Origin of the sequence: Desulfosporosinus sp. FKB (assembly GCF_002196705.1) — a bacterium.
Classification (GTDB): Bacteria; Bacillota; Desulfitobacteriia; order Desulfitobacteriales; family Desulfitobacteriaceae; genus Desulfosporosinus.
This window is the reverse complement of sequence record NZ_NADJ01000038.1, coordinates 302,228-318,921: the sequence shown is the minus strand read 5'-3', so window position 1 is coordinate 318,921 and position 16,694 is coordinate 302,228. Positions and strand designations below refer to the sequence as shown.

Sequence of the window (16,694 nt, the reverse complement as noted above, 5' to 3'; positions counted from 1 at the left end):
ACATATATGATTGGTTATTTTGGTGACATTATTTTTGAAACGTCGGACCAAAGAATTTTAACCTTTAGCGGTTTTAAACGTGATGTGAAAGGCCGTTGGGAAAAACATGCTGTGATCGGCAAAAAGCCTGTCTCAGAATTTTCGGGACCGGATCTGGATACGGTCACTTTTACTGTAAACTTAAATGGTAGTTATGGCGTTAAGCCAAGAGACGAAATGGAGCGTTGGGCTCAATATGTATCTCAAGGGTTTGCTGGTGTTCTGGTAATTGGCGGAAGACCCATAGGGGATAACCTTTGGGACGTTCAAAGCGTGAGCGAGGCCTGGGATACGATATTCAATCAAGGGGAACTTTACAGCGGCAAGATTGACGTGACATTAGAGGAATACGTGGAGGAGATAGGATGATTGATCTTCAAAACGTGCAAATCATTGGTATTAGGGGTGATTCTGAGATTCTTCGTAATTTAAAAGTAATCTACACGACGCCACAAGGCACGGTACCCTTTGACCGTGCCTTTGGTATTGATATCAGTATTTTAGATGAGCCTTTAAACATTGCTAAAGGGAAGCTCACTGTGGCCTATATTAATCAGGCCAAGCAATACGAACCCAGGGTCAAAGTGAAAGAAGTATCTTTTGCAATAGATTCTGAGAACGGAACTATAACCCCCAAGGTGGTGGTTGAAAGTGGATCTTAGTAATTTACCAGACGTTGAATTTGCCAGTAAAGACGTGGATACGATTTTAAGCGATTTAATTTCAGGGTATGAACAAGCCTATTTGCAACAGACCGGAGAAAGCAAAACTCTCTATCCTGGTGATCCCATTAGAATTTGGCTTTATTCTCAGGCCTTGAGGGAATTTCAACTAAGGACCTTAATTGATGCTTCGGCAAAGCAAAACTTACTTAAATATGCGAAGGGTGATTACCTTGACAATAAAGGAGCGCCATGGGTCACAAGATTGGCAGCGACTAAGGCAACGGTACCTGAAAAGTTTATTCTTAGCGCTCCACAATCGACTAATCAGACGATTCCCGCTGGGACAAGGGTAAGCCCGGGAAATAATATCTACTTTCAAGTAACGTCTGCAATAGCGGTTCCTTCCGGAACGACTGAAATATCTACGACTTTGGAATGTACAGCTGCGGGCAGCCAGGGAAACGGTTTTACTCCCGGACAAATCAATATCCTTGTAGATCCGCTGCCTTGGATCGCCAGCGTAACGAATACGGATACAAGCGGCGGTGGGGCCGATATCGAGGATGATGAAAGCCTGAGGGAACGGATCTGGCTTGCTCCTGAATCATTTAGCGTTGCTGGGCCTAGCGGAGCTTATGAATTCTTTGCCAAACAATATAGTGCAGCGGTTATGGATGTGAAAGTATCTTCTCCTAGCGCCGGTACTCTTGACATAAGGGTTCTGCTCCAGAATGGTGAAATTCCCGATAATGATTTTCTCGCGGGTTTAAAATCCTATCTTAGTGATGATACGAAACGTCCATTAACCGATAATGTAACGGTCAATGCACCTGAAGCGGTTAACTATGACATAATCCTCACCTATTATATTTCAACGGATAATTCAACTTCGGAAGCAACGATTCAGGCTAATGTCAATGCAGCTATAGAAAGCTATGAGTTATGGCAGAAATCAGCGATAGGAAGAAGCATAAATCCCTCAAAGTTGATCTCTCTGATTATGGCGGTAGGGGCAAAGAGAGTAGATCTTTCAAGCCCAGTTTATACAGCAATAGAAACTACGCAAATTGCTGTAGTTAACGTTACGAGCGTTATTTATGGAGGGCTTGAAGATGATTGATATTTATTCAGTGTCAGTCTTAGATCTTCTTCCCCCTAACCTCAAACAAGATCCAGATATGATTGCCGCCTCCAAAGCGGTTGATAGTGAATTTACACTTGTTGTTAATGAGGTACAGGATTGCATTATATTACCTCGGATCGATGAGTTAGAGAGCGATTTGGTAGATCTGTTGGCCTGGGAACTGCATGTTGACTTTTACGACGCAGAATTACCTGTTGAAACTCGTCGAGCTCTTGTTAAGAATTCAGTTCAAGCCCATAGGCTCAAAGGAACTCCAGCAGCTGTTGAGATGGTCGCAAGTACCGTATTTGGCCGTTGCTCGCTTGATGAATGGTTTAATTATGGTGGAAATCCTTATTTTTTTCGGGTTAACGTTGAAGCCAGTCAGCAAGGAGCTTCCCAATCCAATCTTACCAAGCTAGAAAGTTTAATCAATGAATATAAAAATACTCGTTCGTGGTTAGAGATTGTTAATATCTTCCTAACCTCGAATAGCAAATTTTATGTGGCGGCTGCAATGACAACAGGAGAATCCATTACAGTTTATCCTTGGAATCAAACGGAAGTTGATAGTAATAGTTTGATGGTCATTGGATTAGGATGCCAATCCGTAGAAACAACAACAGTATATCCACTTTAGGAGATAGGAGGGAGTATTTGAATGGCCGAAAATTTTTATAGTATCTTAACGAAAGTTGGAGCTGGCAAAATAGCCAATGCCTTTGCCTTAGGTACCAAAGTAAATATTACTCAATTTGCCGCAGGCGATGGCAACGGGGCCTATTACAATCCTACAGACACACAAACCGCGCTTGTTCATGAAGTCTGGCGCGGTTCGGTACAGGCTATTAATGTTGATCCGGATAACCCTAATTGGCTCGTCGTAGAAGCGATAATTCCAACGACTGATGGAGGATTTTCGGTTCGTGAAGCCGGGATATTTGATGATGCAGGAGACTTGATCGCGGTCGGCAAGTATCCAGAAACTTATAAGCCTTTGGTCGCTGATGGAAGCGCGAAAGACCTCTATTTAAAAATAGTCCTGCAGGTATCTAATACGGCTTCAGTCACGTTAAAGGTTGATCCCTCCATTGTACTTGCCAGCAAGAATGATTTAAACGCCTTAGCCGGGGCAGGGAGAACGACCGAAACAGTTAAAGGAAACGCCGATGCCATTGCTGCAACCAATCAGGCTCTTGCTACGCATCAGGCCGATTATGTGCGGCAACCTGGATACGCCCCAGATACAGGTACATCTAATCATATAGTAATGACTTTAAGTCCTGCACCAACAAGTTATGTAGACGGCATGGGGGTTACCATTAAACCAGCTAATGCCAGCACAGCTGCAACAGATATAAATGTTAATGGCCTTGGAGTTAAAAACATAGTGGATTCATTCAGTAATCCAGTAGCCAATTTCAAGGCAAATACAATTTATAGTCTGAAGTACGAGGCCACTTCCGGAAATTTTATTGTACAGGGTAAGGGGGGAGGTGGAACGGCGCTGCCCTCAGATGTGGCAAGTGGTAAGACATTTAGTAATGACACCGGATCGTATCTAGTTGGCACGAATACTAAAGAATATGGTGTTGGTGACGTATTACCCCTGTCAAGGTTAACAGCAATCCCTGTGTTATCAATGGGTGGATCGTATGTTAATAGATTCGCGTTGGAGACTTCTACCTATTTTTATATAGTAAATTCTAACGTCTTCTGTAAATACAACAATAATAACACTCTAATTTCGAGTGTACAATTTAATAACACATATTCAGTTAATTATGTCGATAAAACCTATGTTGAGGGTAATTATGTTTATATTGCATATGTCTATAACAATGCAGCTAAATTAGTTAAAATTGATTATACAACTATGACCGTTATATGGGATATTATATGGAGTTCCGTAAACGGATATAGGGTTAGGGCAATGTATTCCGATGGTACGTATATGTATCTCATAGGAAACACAACGCAAAATGACCCGAAGTGGGGAAAAGTCCAGGAATCCGATGGTTCTATTTTATCGGGTAATACACTCGTGCCATTTTCGCAATATGTTGATGGATGCATAAATGTAGGTAAATATGCTTATATACATTATAATCAAGGAAACATTGATAAGATAGACATGACTACAAATACCCTAATTAGTACATGGGCCATAACAATAAGTTCAGCTCCATCATTTAACTGGTTGGTTGTTCCTGACGTTGATACATTTGTCATTGTAAAGGGGAACTATTTTTATAAATTTACCTTTAACAATCCAACCCCGATATATTCGATTTCTGTCAATTCAACTTATAATGCAAATTATAGTTCATTATCCTATGGCACAACACCTGATAAATTGCATGTATATGTAATTTGCGCAGGTCAGATTTATATGAAAATAAGGTTATCTGACGGGGCTATCATAGATAGTGATTTATCTGTTACTTACGCACCTTATTATATATTTGGCATTGGCGTTCTTGGAAATCAAGGTATCTTGCTTAATGGGATAAGTGACTTTTGGACTTTAGTATCGGTTGCATCATCTAGTTCAACTTTATATTATTGGTATAAACTGTGTTATGGTTTATTAGTAACTAATTAGGAGGTAATAACAATGATCTTTTTAGGAAATTTTAATAAAATCTCGGATACACAATGGGCTGTGGGTTTTCAACACAATATGCCATTAGACCCAATAGAAGGGATGAAAGATGAAAATGGCAATCTATATACACAAGACCAATTAAATCAAATGGGTATATTAGTAGATAGTATGCCAGCACAACAACCGCCCCAAGGTCAAATATTATCATGCACTTATATAAATCCTCAGACTAAAGATGTGTCATATTCATACCAAACTCCAATAAATACTGATCCAAACCAGTTAATAACCCAACTTCAATCTGACCTAGCTGCAGCAAACAAGTCCATCGGGGAATTAACCATTATGATGTCAACATTGCTAACGCCTACAACTACCTAAGGTGTTAGCTTTTTATATTGAGGAAGGAGACGAGATTATGACATTCACAAAGGATTCAGGCCTAGTGCTAGTGTGGGTTTCCCTGGTTATGACAGGAACTTACACACTCGACCAAGTACCTAATCTTTATAACCTCAAAACTGTGGTAACAGAGGTTGTAAACGGCACAGCAGCTTAATTCCAAACCGAAGGGCAAAGCAAGGACTAGTGATAGTCTTTTTTCTTTGCCCTTCTACTAATTGAATAAAGGATTTAACCCCTTCAATTTAGAATACTTTCTTTAGAAAGGGGAATGGGGTTAATGATAAAAGAATGGCGAACAAGGGATTGGAAGTGGTTAATAGGAATCTTAGTCGGGATAATTGTGCTAATATTAGCCGGTTGGATAATGAAAATACCTGATGTTGGCACTTATCTTTCAATTCTAGGAACGGGAGTTTCTATTGCTTTGGCATTAATTGCAATTTATATATCGTTATCGCAAAACAACAATTCGGAGATTCTAAATGTAAACACAACGAATCTTTTAGCAAGGATAGATGAGAAAGTTGGAAACGTTAATGAAAAAGTCACAAGTATTAATCCTAAAGAAATTGCTACATTAGTTCAGACAAATGTGAATGCTACTCTTGACGATTTCTCCGATACGTTATTTTCAAAACTCGAGAAATCTGGAGTAGATCAGGGTATAGTTGAGAAACTTAAGCAGGAAGTTGCCGTTCAGTTAGCCGGCAATTCTACTTTAGCTGAATCATTTGATGTAACTAGCCAAAAAGAATTCATAGAAGATCAAGTTAAGAAAGTGCTTGGAATTATTAAGGACAAGTCATTCAGCGAAAGTGTGGGAATAATTAATTCAACGTCTTTAACGGACCAAGCGCGACAACAGTTATATAAATCTTTGGTTTATGGCAAAAACAAAAAGCCTAGAGATGACAATGACGATATGTATAATGCATTACGTGAAATGTATGTACACCGCGTTTGACTAAGGTCTTGAAAATGTTTTTTAGTTCACAGTAGACCTATTACGCGCAGCAAAAGCGAAGGTTGACTTTTCAAAGAAATAGTGTTGATTTAGTTTCAAACGTAACTTTGAGACCATCGACGTATTTTGCATAACAAACGCTCTTAACCAGGGCGTTTTTATTATGCCCTGGAATCTGAGCCCGAAATCCGCAGGAGGTGACGGAGACTAGGGTACCCAGGGCAATTCTAATACTTGGAGGCAGATATGAACGAAAAATTCATTTTCAAAACATCATTTGCCGCGATAGGGACGGCCATTACGGCTTGGTGTGGCGGGTGGGATATCGCGCTTAAGGTTCTTGTTTACCTTATGGTTCTTGACTATATTACCGGCTTCTTGGGGGCGGTGAGGCAGAAGAAAGTAAATTCCGAGGTTATGTTTTGGGGCGGCATTAGAAAGATTGTTATTCTTTCTCTTGTCGCCTTAGCAGTTCTTCTGGATAAGCTTTTTGGAAACTCCGGCCCGGTCTTGAGAACGATGGCGATGTACTACTATGCCGGGCGTGAAGGGATTTCTATGATTGAGAACGTTGGAAAGATTGGCCTCAGAATGCCGCCAAAATTTAAAAGTATTTTTCAGCAATTACAAGAGAAAGGAGATTAATATGTACGGTATTGATTGCGCGACCAGGTTAACTGCGGCGAACGTGCAAGCCCTGAAAAGTGCGGGAGTAAAAGCCGTAGGGCGTTATCTTGGAGGTAATTATGGCCTAACTGCTGCAGAAGTAAAGTCGATCTTAGACGCAGGCTTGGCCTTGTGGCTTATCCTGGAACTAGATCCCACTAAGGCAAGTTACTTCAATTATTTACGAGGGGTATCTGATGCACAATATGCTCTTGCCCAGGCTCAAGCTTTAGGAGTTCTAAAGGGCGTATGTATTTATTTTGCGGTAGACTTTGAGGCCCAACCGGGGGATATGTCCACTATAAAAGAGTATTTCCGGGGCGTTCATATGGTTCTGACCGGGAAATATCAAGTAGGTGTTTATGGGTCATTTGCAGTGCTCAAAGCCATGAAAGGCGCAGATTACCCGCCGGATAAGTTCTTTCAAACTTACGCCTGGTCCTATGGAGACAAGGCCCCAAATCACATCTATCAATACAGCAATAATGTACTAGTAGCAGGGTTTAAGGTTGATCAGGACTACGTAAATGAAGATGCAGGATTATGGACCGCGGAAGCAACGGCAAATACTACCGAAGAAAAGGGGAGCGAAGAAGTGTTAGATGTAGCAGTTTTAATGGATACTGAGGAAGATTTTTGGTCAGCAATTGACGTTTCAAGGAGGAATGGTAACTGCGCTTTGTTTGTGCGGGTATCACATAACGCTACTCCGCCAGCTGATGCTATGAAAGCTGTGCACCTAATCGTCGTTGGTGGAGCAACCACGGGGCACCCAAACGAAACGCTGCTGAGCGGCGATGATAAGTTTGGTACGGCGGCTGCTGTGAAAAAATATCTAGGCTAAATTCGCAAGCGCTTGCCAATTTGGCCAGGAATTTTCGATGAAAAGAAACGGCTAGGTTAGCTCATATCAATAGCTTGGGAGTGTAGCTTGTCAGATATTAAGTAAAATATGCCAAGAAATATGTCTGCTTGATGACTCTAACACTTCAATTAGAACTGTATATTTAGTTAATTTTATCAAGTGAACTTGACTTTTTTTATTAAATTGATACGAAACGCTTTACTTTCTTAGTCAAGTAAATTATATTTTTTCGTTAAAAAGTAAAGTAATTCTTCCTGTCCCGGCAGACAGGATTTAATACGAGCAGGTCAGAGATGGCCTGCTTCTCTATTGCCAAAAATTAAATTTTAGGAGGTTTTATCATGGATACAAATGTAATTATGTTACTCATTTCTTTAGGTTCTTTAGTAGTTGGCTCTGTCGCTGGACTAGCTATTAACTATTTAGTTCAAAAGGGAAAAGATCCTAAAGTGATTCTTAATACTGCCGACATGGTTTTAGGAGAAGCCAAAACGCTCAATGATGATATCGGCAAAGTATTTCTACCAGCACCGGCAGAAATGGTCATTGATAAAGTGATTCAAGTATCACAGGCCGGAGTTCATGCAGCTGAACAACGTTACAATAGCAGCCAGATCGCGAAGGATCAGAAGAACCAAAACGCCTATGACGCAGCCATGAATATGCTTAAAATTGCCGGGTATGAACCTACGCCAGAAATCCAGAAAGCAGTTAAAGATATGATCGAAACCGGTGTGTTTGATATGAATTCGAGCGCACCTGCTGAAGAAACAGCTCCCGCTGCTACCGATCAAGCCGTTAGCCAGGCCATTGCTAGTAAGGTCAAACAGGTTGTTACTCCGATTGCGACACAGGCCGCGAACGATGCAGTTCAGCGGGTGATTAGCCAAACGGCTCAAGCTTTTTCGGGTGCTGTGACTCCGCAGGCTGCTCAAGCTACTCCTGACACTCAAATAGCTCAACCAGATCCGCAAACGCAAACTCAACAGCCTGCATAATTAAAGCTCCGGTGCCGGCCGGCGCAGCCACGGCGAAGCCCCTCTCTCAATGTAAATGTGAGAGAGGGGCTTTTTGTTTAGTCATAAAAGTTTATTAAGGACATGCAAGTCTATCGAAATTTAATTTAATACTTCGGTTCTCCAATTCGAGTACTGGAGGATGCTTTCAAACTCAGTGAATAGTAGGGCTATATATTACTATTTCTTCACTTTTTTTTGAGCTACCTGCGCTATAATTTATGCTTATTATTTCCTGTTTAAAGTTTCTATAGAGGTTCGATATAAATTCGCAATTATCATAAGTTACAATCCAGTTGTTATTAGAGCGTAAGATCTCTTCCGCTAATCTACTATGGTCAGTAGGCTTAAAGCAATTCATATAAAGGAGAGGTCCTTTTTTTACATAAGGTGGGTCAAAGTATATAAAGGATTTACGCGGATCCTCGCCAGGTATGATTCTTTCTATGAATTCGTTTACATCGTAATTGTAAAACCGGATATGATTTTTATACAAAGAGATATGATGAAGCTTTTCGATCAAAGTCTTTTTATTAAATCGAGCATCTAATTTATTTGAACCTTTCTGATCGGCACCGCCAATCGGACCTCCGTGAAGGATACCAGATATATTTGTCCGATTGAGGAAGAAACTTGCAAAGCCGACTTCTAAAGTTGAAAATATGTTTTGATTTTTGTAGATATATTTTTGATGTTCTCTCTCTTCAATGGTTATTGAGGTTAGCTCGATTAATCTACAAAATTCTTCCGTATAATTTAGTATACTATACCAAAAGGAATAGACAGCATTATCTAAATCATTCAGTATTAGTTTGGAAACATTCTTTTTGAATAATAGCTTTAGGGCGAGACCAGCTCCGCCAGCAAACGGCTCGATATAGGTGCATTTTTCGAGATGGTTTCTTTTTATTATGTCAAGAACGAAATCATATAATTTAGTTTTTCCGCCAGGATATCGTAAAGGAGTTACTGTTGCTGGCATGGTGTACACCTCCTCACGTTGAATATAACATAAATTCACATGCATGGCCATAGAAAACAGAAGGCACTATACTATTTAGTTATTCCATTCATGAGGGTTTATACCATTAAATTCTGCAACCTTTTTGAACATATGGTACAAATCTGTATGGAATTTATCTAGTTCTTCCTCGTGTTCATTACTATTTACCCAGTGTTTGAATAAAAGTTGAAAGAACTCCTTATGTTTATTAAAGGTAGCTTTATTCAATTCTCGTTTGATTCCTTTAGTAGATTCCTTTTTTTTCAACAAATCCTCGAGCGTGTTTGTGATATTATCTATATCAGGACGGATTTTATCTCTATAATAGATTTTTCCGAAACCAAGGTCTAAGATTGTTGGTTCTGTCCAAAAGGGATCGTCGTTGTCGAATAACTCAATGGAGTAATGCATTATTAGTTCTTCTGGTGACTTCCCGCCAGGTAAAATAATAATGTGTTTACGTAGTTCTCTTTTTCCATTCTGATCTCCATCTAGAATACAAATCGATTGTAAGATTGATTTCAATAGATGATTATCATTAAAAAGATTAATTAAGTTTTCAGCCCCAAGTTTAACATCAACTAAATGAAAGAATCTACGAACTCTAGGGAATTTGTCAGGAAATTTGTCGCAGAAATAGTCAAAAATTGTATTCAAAAATATTCTTGCTTCATCATCTTCCATAAATAATGGAATGGATCTATTTGTATAAATGTCAGTGTGTGTTTTAGATTCAAGAAACATCTTGATTTTATAAATATCTGGCGAGTCCAATTTGTGAACTGTAGTTATATTATCAATTAAATAAACAACATTGTGTTTTTTTAAAAGTGCATACTCTAGCAAAGATAAACTATGTGTAGTAAAAAAGAATTGAATCTTGTAATCACTTGAATATTGATGAAATAGTTCCAATAATTGAATTTGTGCGGAAGGGTGGAGCGTAGCATCGAGTTCATCAATTAAGAGAATACTTTCAACGGAGTTAGAGCTACCTGTAATATTTTCGTAATAGTATTTCAAGGATACAATAGCAGTAATAATTATAAATAAGTTATCTTCACCAGCTGATATTGTATTAGAGTCGATACCATCGTGTGTGCTATTAAACTCTGATCTAATTTTTATATCGCCCATTTTTTGCGGGCTTATGGAAGAAATCGATAATCCGGTCAATTGTTCGTACAGCCGCATAATTTCCTCTTGATATTCATTAGGTAATGATTTTTTAATTCCTTCTATGGCATTGTCGTTCTGGTATTCACCAAAAGGTACTAGACGAGATAAACCTAAGTATATAACTGGGCAACTAGGTAGTTTGTCATGAGAACCTTTTGGATAATATGGCTTAACTGAATATCTATTGCTTTCAGGAGAATTGTGCTTTCTAAATGCTAAAGTTGGGTGATTAAAATAATGTGTTGTGAATAATGTGCCGCTATGACCGATAGCAGGGTCGTTATATTGTTTATCGCCGCGAGTTAGGCTTTCTATTTTGGGGTTTATCGTATTATTGATTTTTTTAATTATTTCTAGGCATTTTTTATCTTGAAGCAAAGGGCAATTCCTACTATTTACTGTCTGAAATGAGTTACTAATTAAATACAGCAAGGAAGTTTTGCAAGTTCCGTTTGTTCCGGAAATTACGTTAATATATTTCGTGAAATTAAATTCAATATTCTTAATCTTTCTATACTGTATTATTGAAATTTTTTCTAACACCCCTGGTTCCTCCTACCACATTCACTAATTAATAGGCCTCAAAGCTTCTCCCGCTTGATCAGCGTAACGGGTGCAACAAGTCACAATCGTAGCTCAGTAAATAATTTGGGTACTGCTTTTTGCAGTTCTCTTTGAAGAAAGATTTCCCTGCTTTTCGACAAAATGTTCTATTTTACGATTCGATTTAGCATTAAGCCCTTCTTCATAAAAAGAATCCCTTGTGTGTGAGAAGCTTACTTCAAGGCATATATCATAATTGGGCTAAAGAGAAGCGATCCCAATGTTCAGGCCCATCCCAAATCTACAAAAATCTAGCTTATTACCGCAAAGAGCGTAAGTTAGCAAAGATAGCTGATATTGTTGGTATGGATCAGCTACAACCTTTAATCGAGGCGGGCGTAGTATACTCTAGAATATATGTACTTATGAGTTTAGGGGATTGCCCTTGGGGTTATGATGAAGAGTTGGTTTGGGAACGTTAAATCTCCGTTGTGGTGTTAGTGATACATATTGTATATTTTAGAAATGGGGTGATAAAGTTGAGCCTAAATTTAGTTCTGCAATTTTTACCTTCGATATTATCGACAGTACTAGGTGGTATTTTAGGGTATTTGTTTGGAGTAAGGACTCGGAAGATTGATAGGTTCTTTGGTCAAGTTCAGGAAAACCTTAATAAAGTATCTAGTCCTCTTTTTCACGATATCAGAATTATCGAAAGACAATTTCGTTCATGTGAGAGGCAACGACTCCTTAAAGATTTTTTTAATAAATATGGGGCAGCATCAACAATGATATACCAAATAGGAAACAAGTCTATTTGGGAACAATATTATCAGCTTGAAGATAAATACTATACTTTTTATAATCAGCGAACACAGGAAAACTGGAATGACTTTTGGATTTGTTTTCATCTGTTTTCTTCTAGAGTTAAAACTGAGTACAGAATAAATACAATGGTTATGTTTAGAGAGTATGATTGGATGCGTTTCATTTCTGGAAAAGGTCTTCTTTCAAGATTCTTTCATGAATTTAGTCGCATCTGCTACGAGACATTTAAGACTTTATCCTTTGCGTCCTTGTTCTTAATTTACATAATTTTATGGGATAGTTTGATTGGAAACCACATGATCCCCAAAGACATCAAATCATTGTGTTTCTCGGCAATAGGTTATATCATTTTTCCATTATGGGGTTTTTCTATGATGTTAGCGACCAGATATATAGCATCAACTTCATGGAAATTGGATAAATCAATTATTCAGCTCTTTATTGAACGGAAATTTCCTAGAATAGCAAAGCGTTGGGACAAAATATTCTCTGATCAACCGAAACGTGTTGTTGAGAAAATTAAAACACCTGAAATGTAATGAAGACAGCAAATAAATATTGCAGTAACCATCGAGCAGCTCTCTACTTTACTGAGGAAAAAGATCAAACGTTGAGTATAAAAAGACACCGAATGAAATCGGTGTTGACAGTGTGTGCCTAAAAGAAAGGATAAAAATGAATAAGAAGAATAATCTTATTAAAGAATTGTTTTCCTCATTTTTTATAGTTATTATTTGCTTATTATCAATTTCACCCTTTATCGGTGGATTTTTTATCTTAACTAGGTATTTATTGAATATGCTTATGCGTAACTTTGTATTTGCAAATTTTGTTTCGTTGTTGTTATCCTTGATAGTTTTCGCTTATTTGCCAGATAAAATTTTAGATTACCTTTCAGTAATAACAGGAATTTTAATGGAAGCTGATCTTTATCGTCCAAAAGGATATATCGAAGGTTCGGTTGTAGTTCGTGTTATTACCGATTTAGCACGACTACGATTACGCTTTGTTGTTTATTTTATAGCATTCATTTTAGCCCTTTTTACGAATCTTAAAGAATGCGGGTTTGATTTAATTAGGAGTCAATATATAAATGACTATAGAACCGCAATCAATGGAGCTATTTTGACATTTATCGTTTTTGACAGAATGGTTAATGAATATCGTAAGCTACAAGAAAAGGAAGATGAGCCAACCCCATGAAAATCTTTGTCACCCCCATCTCCGTTTTCACCTGATTCGAAATCAACGGCGGCCCTCATTTTTCTTGATGTCCCCTCTTTAATGAGGGGATTTTTTTGCGTTTTGGGGCTAGGCATCCTTGAACTATAGTTATATAATTAGAACAAATGATCTAACAAATAATACAGACGTTTGGTGGTGAAGACTTGAATAGTCCAATTAAATGGATGGGTGGCAAATATAGACTAAGAAAAACCATCGTAAAAATGATACCTGATCATATATGTTACTGCGAGCCCTTTGGAGGCGCTGGCTGGGTCCTCTTTGAAAAATCTCCTTCTAAAGTAGAAGTCTACAATGACATAAACTCTGAACTAGTTAATTTTTTTCGAGTAGTAAAAGAAAAGCCCGAAGAATTCATTCAGGCATTCGATTATCTACTTATTTCAAGAGAAATATTCCAGAAATACAAGGCGCTAAATCTCAGCGGAACCTCAGATGTAAAAAGGGCGGTCAGGTTTTATTACTTATTACATTTTAGCTTTGGAGCCTTAATGAAGGGCTTTATGATTAGCCCTTTAAAGAAGCCACCAATGACTCTAGAACGAGTAAGGGAAAGCATAACCTCTGTGAAGGACAGGTTGATAAATACTATTATAGAGAAAAGGGATGTAGAAAAGATCTTATCAAGTTACGATCGTTCTTCAACGTTTTTCTACTGCGATCCTCCTTATTATGGGTTGGCTGATTATACAGGTCAGGGGAGTAAACCATTTTCTAAGGATGATCATGTTAGATTGAAGGAATGTCTGGCTAAAATAAAGGGAAAGTTTTTGTTAAGTATTAATGATCATCCGGAGATTCGAGCGCTGTATTCAGGCTTTAACATAAAAGAGATAGATGTAAGATATTCAGTTTCCAGAACCAATAAAAGCAGCTTTGCCAAAGAATTATTCATAAGCAATTATGAGATAGGGATAGACAAATGAAAATTTATGCCACACCGATCTCCGTTCTTGTCTGGTCCGAACTCAACGGCCGTCCTCATCCAGTACGCTTCAAAATCAACGACAAAGAACTTAAGATCGAGCAGGTCATCTCAACGGAAGAGGAGAAGATTGCCGGCAATTGGATGCTATTGTTCAAGTGCCAGAGCGAAATTAATGGAGAGCTAAGACGGTTTGAACTTAAGTATGAACTAAATACTTGTAAGTGGATGTTGTGGAAGATGTAGCATAATTATGTTAAATACGGGAAAAATAATTTCACGAAGATTAATCGTCCTGCTAAGATCCCATCGATAACGGTGGGACTTTTTATTTCCATAGCAATATTGGGCATACTATTCCCATATAAATGGGAGGTCAAAGTATGCGCGAACTTGAAGAAATAATGAAGCAGATCGAAGAACTGCGGCGTAGCATGGTAAAACTTAAAGAAGGGAAAGGCCTCACGGATCAAGAAGTTGTTACTGCAAGCCAGATGCTTGATGTGGTTTTGAATGAATACTACAAAGTATTGAAATCAAGGGTTGATGGGCAAAAGTAAAGAGAGCTTAATCGCTCTCCTTTTTTGTTAGCTGTAAGTTTAAACCTCTAAGTAAATCTTCAATCCGTTCAAGTGAATCGTACGCTTTTCGATTAGCTTCTTGGACTCCGTTTCTGACGGCTGTTTTTATTACGAAGTATGCAGTAATTAAGCTCAGAATCGGTAATATAATCGCGGAGATGAGGGTATAATCCGGGACGATTATGTCATTCATGGCTTAAACTTGTGACCGCATTTCATGCAGTATAACTCCATTTTATTTTTCCCGATTCCCCCGGCCAATAATCCAACAGGACCCAATAGAGCTCCACCGACAACGGCCTTCCCTATGCCAACTCCTTTTTTATTGGCGGTAACAGATGTTGATAAACATTTTGGGCAATATGGAATTCCTTGTTCATCCATTTCTTTTTTTCTTAATAGATCCTGTTTAGCTTTTTCGCTTTGTTTATTCATTTCAGCTTTTAAGCTTTCCTTAGCTTTATCTAAAAAACCCATTCTGATTCCTCCTTATTATTTGAGTGTGATTTTATCCCTTCGATGATATTTTAAATTTTCCTGCTTTCCGACATTCTTAATGCTTCTGCGACAAATATGTAAGAAAATAGTAGAGCCCAGGAATAAAAAGGCTAAAGTCTATTCATAGGAAATAATCGAGCTAATGATAGTCCACTTTTCCGCCTAGAGCGAGAGCAATGCCTTTGAATGTAGGAGCGATGGCGGGGGTTAAGGTATTAATACTTTCGGGTTACCCCAGAACGAAACCCTGGGTAAAAATTTATTGCTTCTTATTTTAATGCAAAATTAATGCAAACAAAATAAAAGAGTAGGATGTAAAATCCTACTCTAAATTAACCTCTATAATATANAAGAGTAGGATGTAAAATCCTACTCTAAATTAACCTCTATAATATAAAATCAAGTGTTCCACTTTTGTTCCACTTATTCGTTTTTCAACTTAATCAGAAAATCGCTCAGTCCCTTGGTATAACTACTGGCAGGGGATGCAAGAGTCGAACTCGCACTGACGGTTTTGGAGACCGCTGTTCTACCATTAAACTAATCCCCTTTAGGTTTGGCGACGAATTGAATTATAGCTTAAAATAAGATATGTGTCAACTATGATTATGGAACTAAATTAAATGAAATATAATAAAGGCGGCAGGATTTTTCAAGAAAAACCAGAATAGGCATTATGAAATAAGTCAATGGGAGGGAGTGGGTATCTTGAGGATTGATTTACACGTTCATACTCAAGAATCAGACGGTTCGCAGACTGTCGAAGAGGTCTTAAATCTCGCCCATTCAAATGACGTTAAAGTACTTGCTATCACAGATCATGAAAGTACTGAAGGTATCACAAGGGCAGAAGAATTGGCCAAATATCTAAATATTGAAATTATTCCCGGCGTTGAGTTATTAACAAATTTTCAGGGGGAGGAAGTTCATCTACTAGGCTACTTTAAAGATATTCACAATTCATTATTGCAAACACGTTTGACTGAGATTCGAAAACAGCGCACATCTCTGGCATACGATATGGTTAAATGTCTTCAGAAAGGGGGGCTTTCCATTGAGTGGAAGGATGTTGAGCGTCAGGTCGGTTCGGTTGGAGCTGTAAGTAAGGGCCATATTATGAGGGCCATTCATCATCGATATAGCGGTTCAAATCCAAAAAGCTGGCAAGATATCGCAAAATATTTTCGCCCTGGTGGGCTCGCCTATCTTCCCTATCTGAAGCATAGATTTGAAGATGCTGTTGATTTAATTTTTAATACCGGAGGTTTCCCTGTTGTGGCCCATCCCGGTTTATTGCATGAACCGGATATGGTCTTTGATCTCCTGGCTTATCGACCGATTGGGCTTGAAGTGTATTATGGCTACTGGGAACAACAACAGAGCTTAATCTCTTATTACACTAAGGTTGCTGCTCAATTTGCCCTTTTAGCTACGGGTGGAAGCGACTATCATGGGCCTTTTGGTCGGATTCAAATGGGTCAGATGGATGTTCCCCTTGAAGGAGTTTATAAGCTGCGAAACCTACTGACTTAAGTCAGAGG

19 protein-coding genes and 1 tRNA gene are annotated in these 16,694 nt (G+C 38.5%); 16 read left to right on the top strand and 4 right to left on the bottom strand.

What is annotated here, in order from left to right; genetic code table 11:
• Window positions 1-6 precede the first annotated feature (6 nt).
• The 11 genes from B5Y67_RS17975 to B5Y67_RS17930 all read left to right on the top strand — a co-directional run bounded on the left by B5Y67_RS17975 (window position 7) and on the right by B5Y67_RS17930 (window position 8,333).
• Complete coding sequence (locus tag B5Y67_RS17975) at window positions 7-408, top strand: phage tail protein (protein WP_088227781.1); 402 nt, start codon at window positions 7-9, stop codon at window positions 406-408.
• A complete protein-coding gene (locus B5Y67_RS17970; protein ID WP_088227780.1) occupies window positions 405-701 on the top strand; it encodes a hypothetical protein in 297 nt (98 codons plus the stop codon). Before B5Y67_RS17975 ends, B5Y67_RS17970 begins: the two co-directional genes overlap by 4 nt.
• The gene (locus tag B5Y67_RS17965) at window positions 691-1,824 is read left to right on the top strand and encodes a baseplate J/gp47 family protein (protein WP_170932736.1); all 1,134 of its coding nucleotides are present in this window, start codon (window positions 691-693) and stop codon (window positions 1,822-1,824) included. The genes B5Y67_RS17970 and B5Y67_RS17965 overlap by 11 nt, the downstream gene beginning before the upstream one ends.
• Window positions 1,817-2,467 carry a phage tail protein I gene (locus tag B5Y67_RS17960; RefSeq protein WP_170932735.1) on the top strand — a complete coding sequence of 217 codons (651 nt, stop codon included), beginning with the start codon at window positions 1,817-1,819 and terminating at the stop codon, window positions 2,465-2,467. The genes B5Y67_RS17965 and B5Y67_RS17960 overlap by 8 nt, the downstream gene beginning before the upstream one ends.
• A 21-nt stretch (window positions 2,468-2,488) precedes the next feature.
• On the top strand, window positions 2,489-4,432 hold the full coding sequence (locus B5Y67_RS17955; protein WP_088227777.1) for a phage tail protein: 1,944 nt from the start codon (window positions 2,489-2,491) through the stop codon (window positions 4,430-4,432).
• A 12-nt stretch (window positions 4,433-4,444) separates the two neighbouring features.
• Window positions 4,445-4,816, top strand: coding sequence for a hypothetical protein (locus tag B5Y67_RS17950; protein WP_088227776.1), 372 nt, complete (start codon window positions 4,445-4,447; stop codon window positions 4,814-4,816).
• 37 nt (window positions 4,817-4,853) lie between these two features.
• Entirely contained in the window at window positions 4,854-4,994 is a 141-nt protein-coding gene (locus B5Y67_RS25430) for a hypothetical protein (protein ID WP_170932734.1), read from the top strand.
• Between the two features lie 123 nt (window positions 4,995-5,117).
• Entirely contained in the window at window positions 5,118-5,804 is a 687-nt protein-coding gene (locus tag B5Y67_RS17945) for a hypothetical protein (RefSeq protein WP_088227775.1), read from the top strand.
• Between the two features lie 246 nt (window positions 5,805-6,050).
• Window positions 6,051-6,449, top strand: coding sequence for a phage holin family protein (locus B5Y67_RS17940; RefSeq protein ID WP_088227774.1), 399 nt, complete (start codon window positions 6,051-6,053; stop codon window positions 6,447-6,449).
• 1 nt (window position 6,450) lies between these two features.
• Window positions 6,451-7,314: a glycoside hydrolase domain-containing protein gene (locus B5Y67_RS17935; protein ID WP_088227773.1), complete on the top strand. Its 864-nt coding sequence runs from the start codon at window positions 6,451-6,453 to the stop codon at window positions 7,312-7,314.
• 362 nt (window positions 7,315-7,676) lie between these two features.
• A complete protein-coding gene (locus B5Y67_RS17930; protein WP_088227772.1) occupies window positions 7,677-8,333 on the top strand; it encodes a hypothetical protein in 657 nt (218 codons plus the stop codon).
• Window positions 8,334-8,505: 172 nt separating this feature from the next.
• On the opposite strand, the gene B5Y67_RS17925 is transcribed toward B5Y67_RS17930, so the two are convergent.
• Window positions 8,506-9,333 carry a DNA adenine methylase gene (locus tag B5Y67_RS17925; protein ID WP_088227771.1) on the bottom strand — a complete coding sequence of 276 codons (828 nt, stop codon included), beginning with the start codon at window positions 9,331-9,333 and terminating at the stop codon, window positions 8,506-8,508.
• 75 nt (window positions 9,334-9,408) lie between these two features.
• A complete protein-coding gene (locus B5Y67_RS17920) occupies window positions 9,409-11,076 on the bottom strand; it encodes an AAA family ATPase (RefSeq protein ID WP_088227770.1) in 1,668 nt (555 codons plus the stop codon).
• A 539-nt stretch (window positions 11,077-11,615) separates the two neighbouring features.
• On the opposite strand from B5Y67_RS17920, the gene B5Y67_RS17910 reads away from it, so the two are divergent.
• The 4 genes from B5Y67_RS17910 to B5Y67_RS17890 all read left to right on the top strand — a co-directional run bounded on the left by B5Y67_RS17910 (window position 11,616) and on the right by B5Y67_RS17890 (window position 14,634).
• On the top strand, window positions 11,616-12,443 hold the full coding sequence (locus B5Y67_RS17910) for a hypothetical protein (RefSeq protein WP_088227768.1): 828 nt from the start codon (window positions 11,616-11,618) through the stop codon (window positions 12,441-12,443).
• Between the two features lie 136 nt (window positions 12,444-12,579).
• Entirely contained in the window at window positions 12,580-13,107 is a 528-nt protein-coding gene (locus B5Y67_RS17905) for a hypothetical protein (protein WP_088227767.1), read from the top strand.
• A gap of 185 nt (window positions 13,108-13,292) precedes the next feature.
• Complete coding sequence (locus B5Y67_RS17900; protein WP_088227766.1) at window positions 13,293-14,075, top strand: DNA adenine methylase; 783 nt, start codon at window positions 13,293-13,295, stop codon at window positions 14,073-14,075.
• Window positions 14,076-14,457: 382 nt separating this feature from the next.
• On the top strand, window positions 14,458-14,634 hold the full coding sequence (locus B5Y67_RS17890; RefSeq protein ID WP_088227764.1) for an aspartyl-phosphate phosphatase Spo0E family protein: 177 nt from the start codon (window positions 14,458-14,460) through the stop codon (window positions 14,632-14,634).
• Between the two features lie 210 nt (window positions 14,635-14,844).
• On the opposite strand, the gene B5Y67_RS17880 is transcribed toward B5Y67_RS17890, so the two are convergent.
• Both B5Y67_RS17880 and B5Y67_RS17875 read right to left on the bottom strand, forming a co-directional pair.
• Entirely contained in the window at window positions 14,845-15,132 is a 288-nt protein-coding gene (locus B5Y67_RS17880) for a hypothetical protein (protein ID WP_088227762.1), read from the bottom strand.
• A 497-nt stretch (window positions 15,133-15,629) separates the two neighbouring features.
• Window positions 15,630-15,703, bottom strand: a tRNA-Trp gene (locus B5Y67_RS17875).
• A gap of 158 nt (window positions 15,704-15,861) precedes the next feature.
• Here B5Y67_RS17875 and B5Y67_RS17870 point away from each other — a divergent pair.
• The gene (locus B5Y67_RS17870) at window positions 15,862-16,686 is read left to right on the top strand and encodes a PHP domain-containing protein (RefSeq protein ID WP_088227761.1); all 825 of its coding nucleotides are present in this window, start codon (window positions 15,862-15,864) and stop codon (window positions 16,684-16,686) included.
• The last annotated feature ends 8 nt before the right edge of the window (window positions 16,687-16,694 follow it).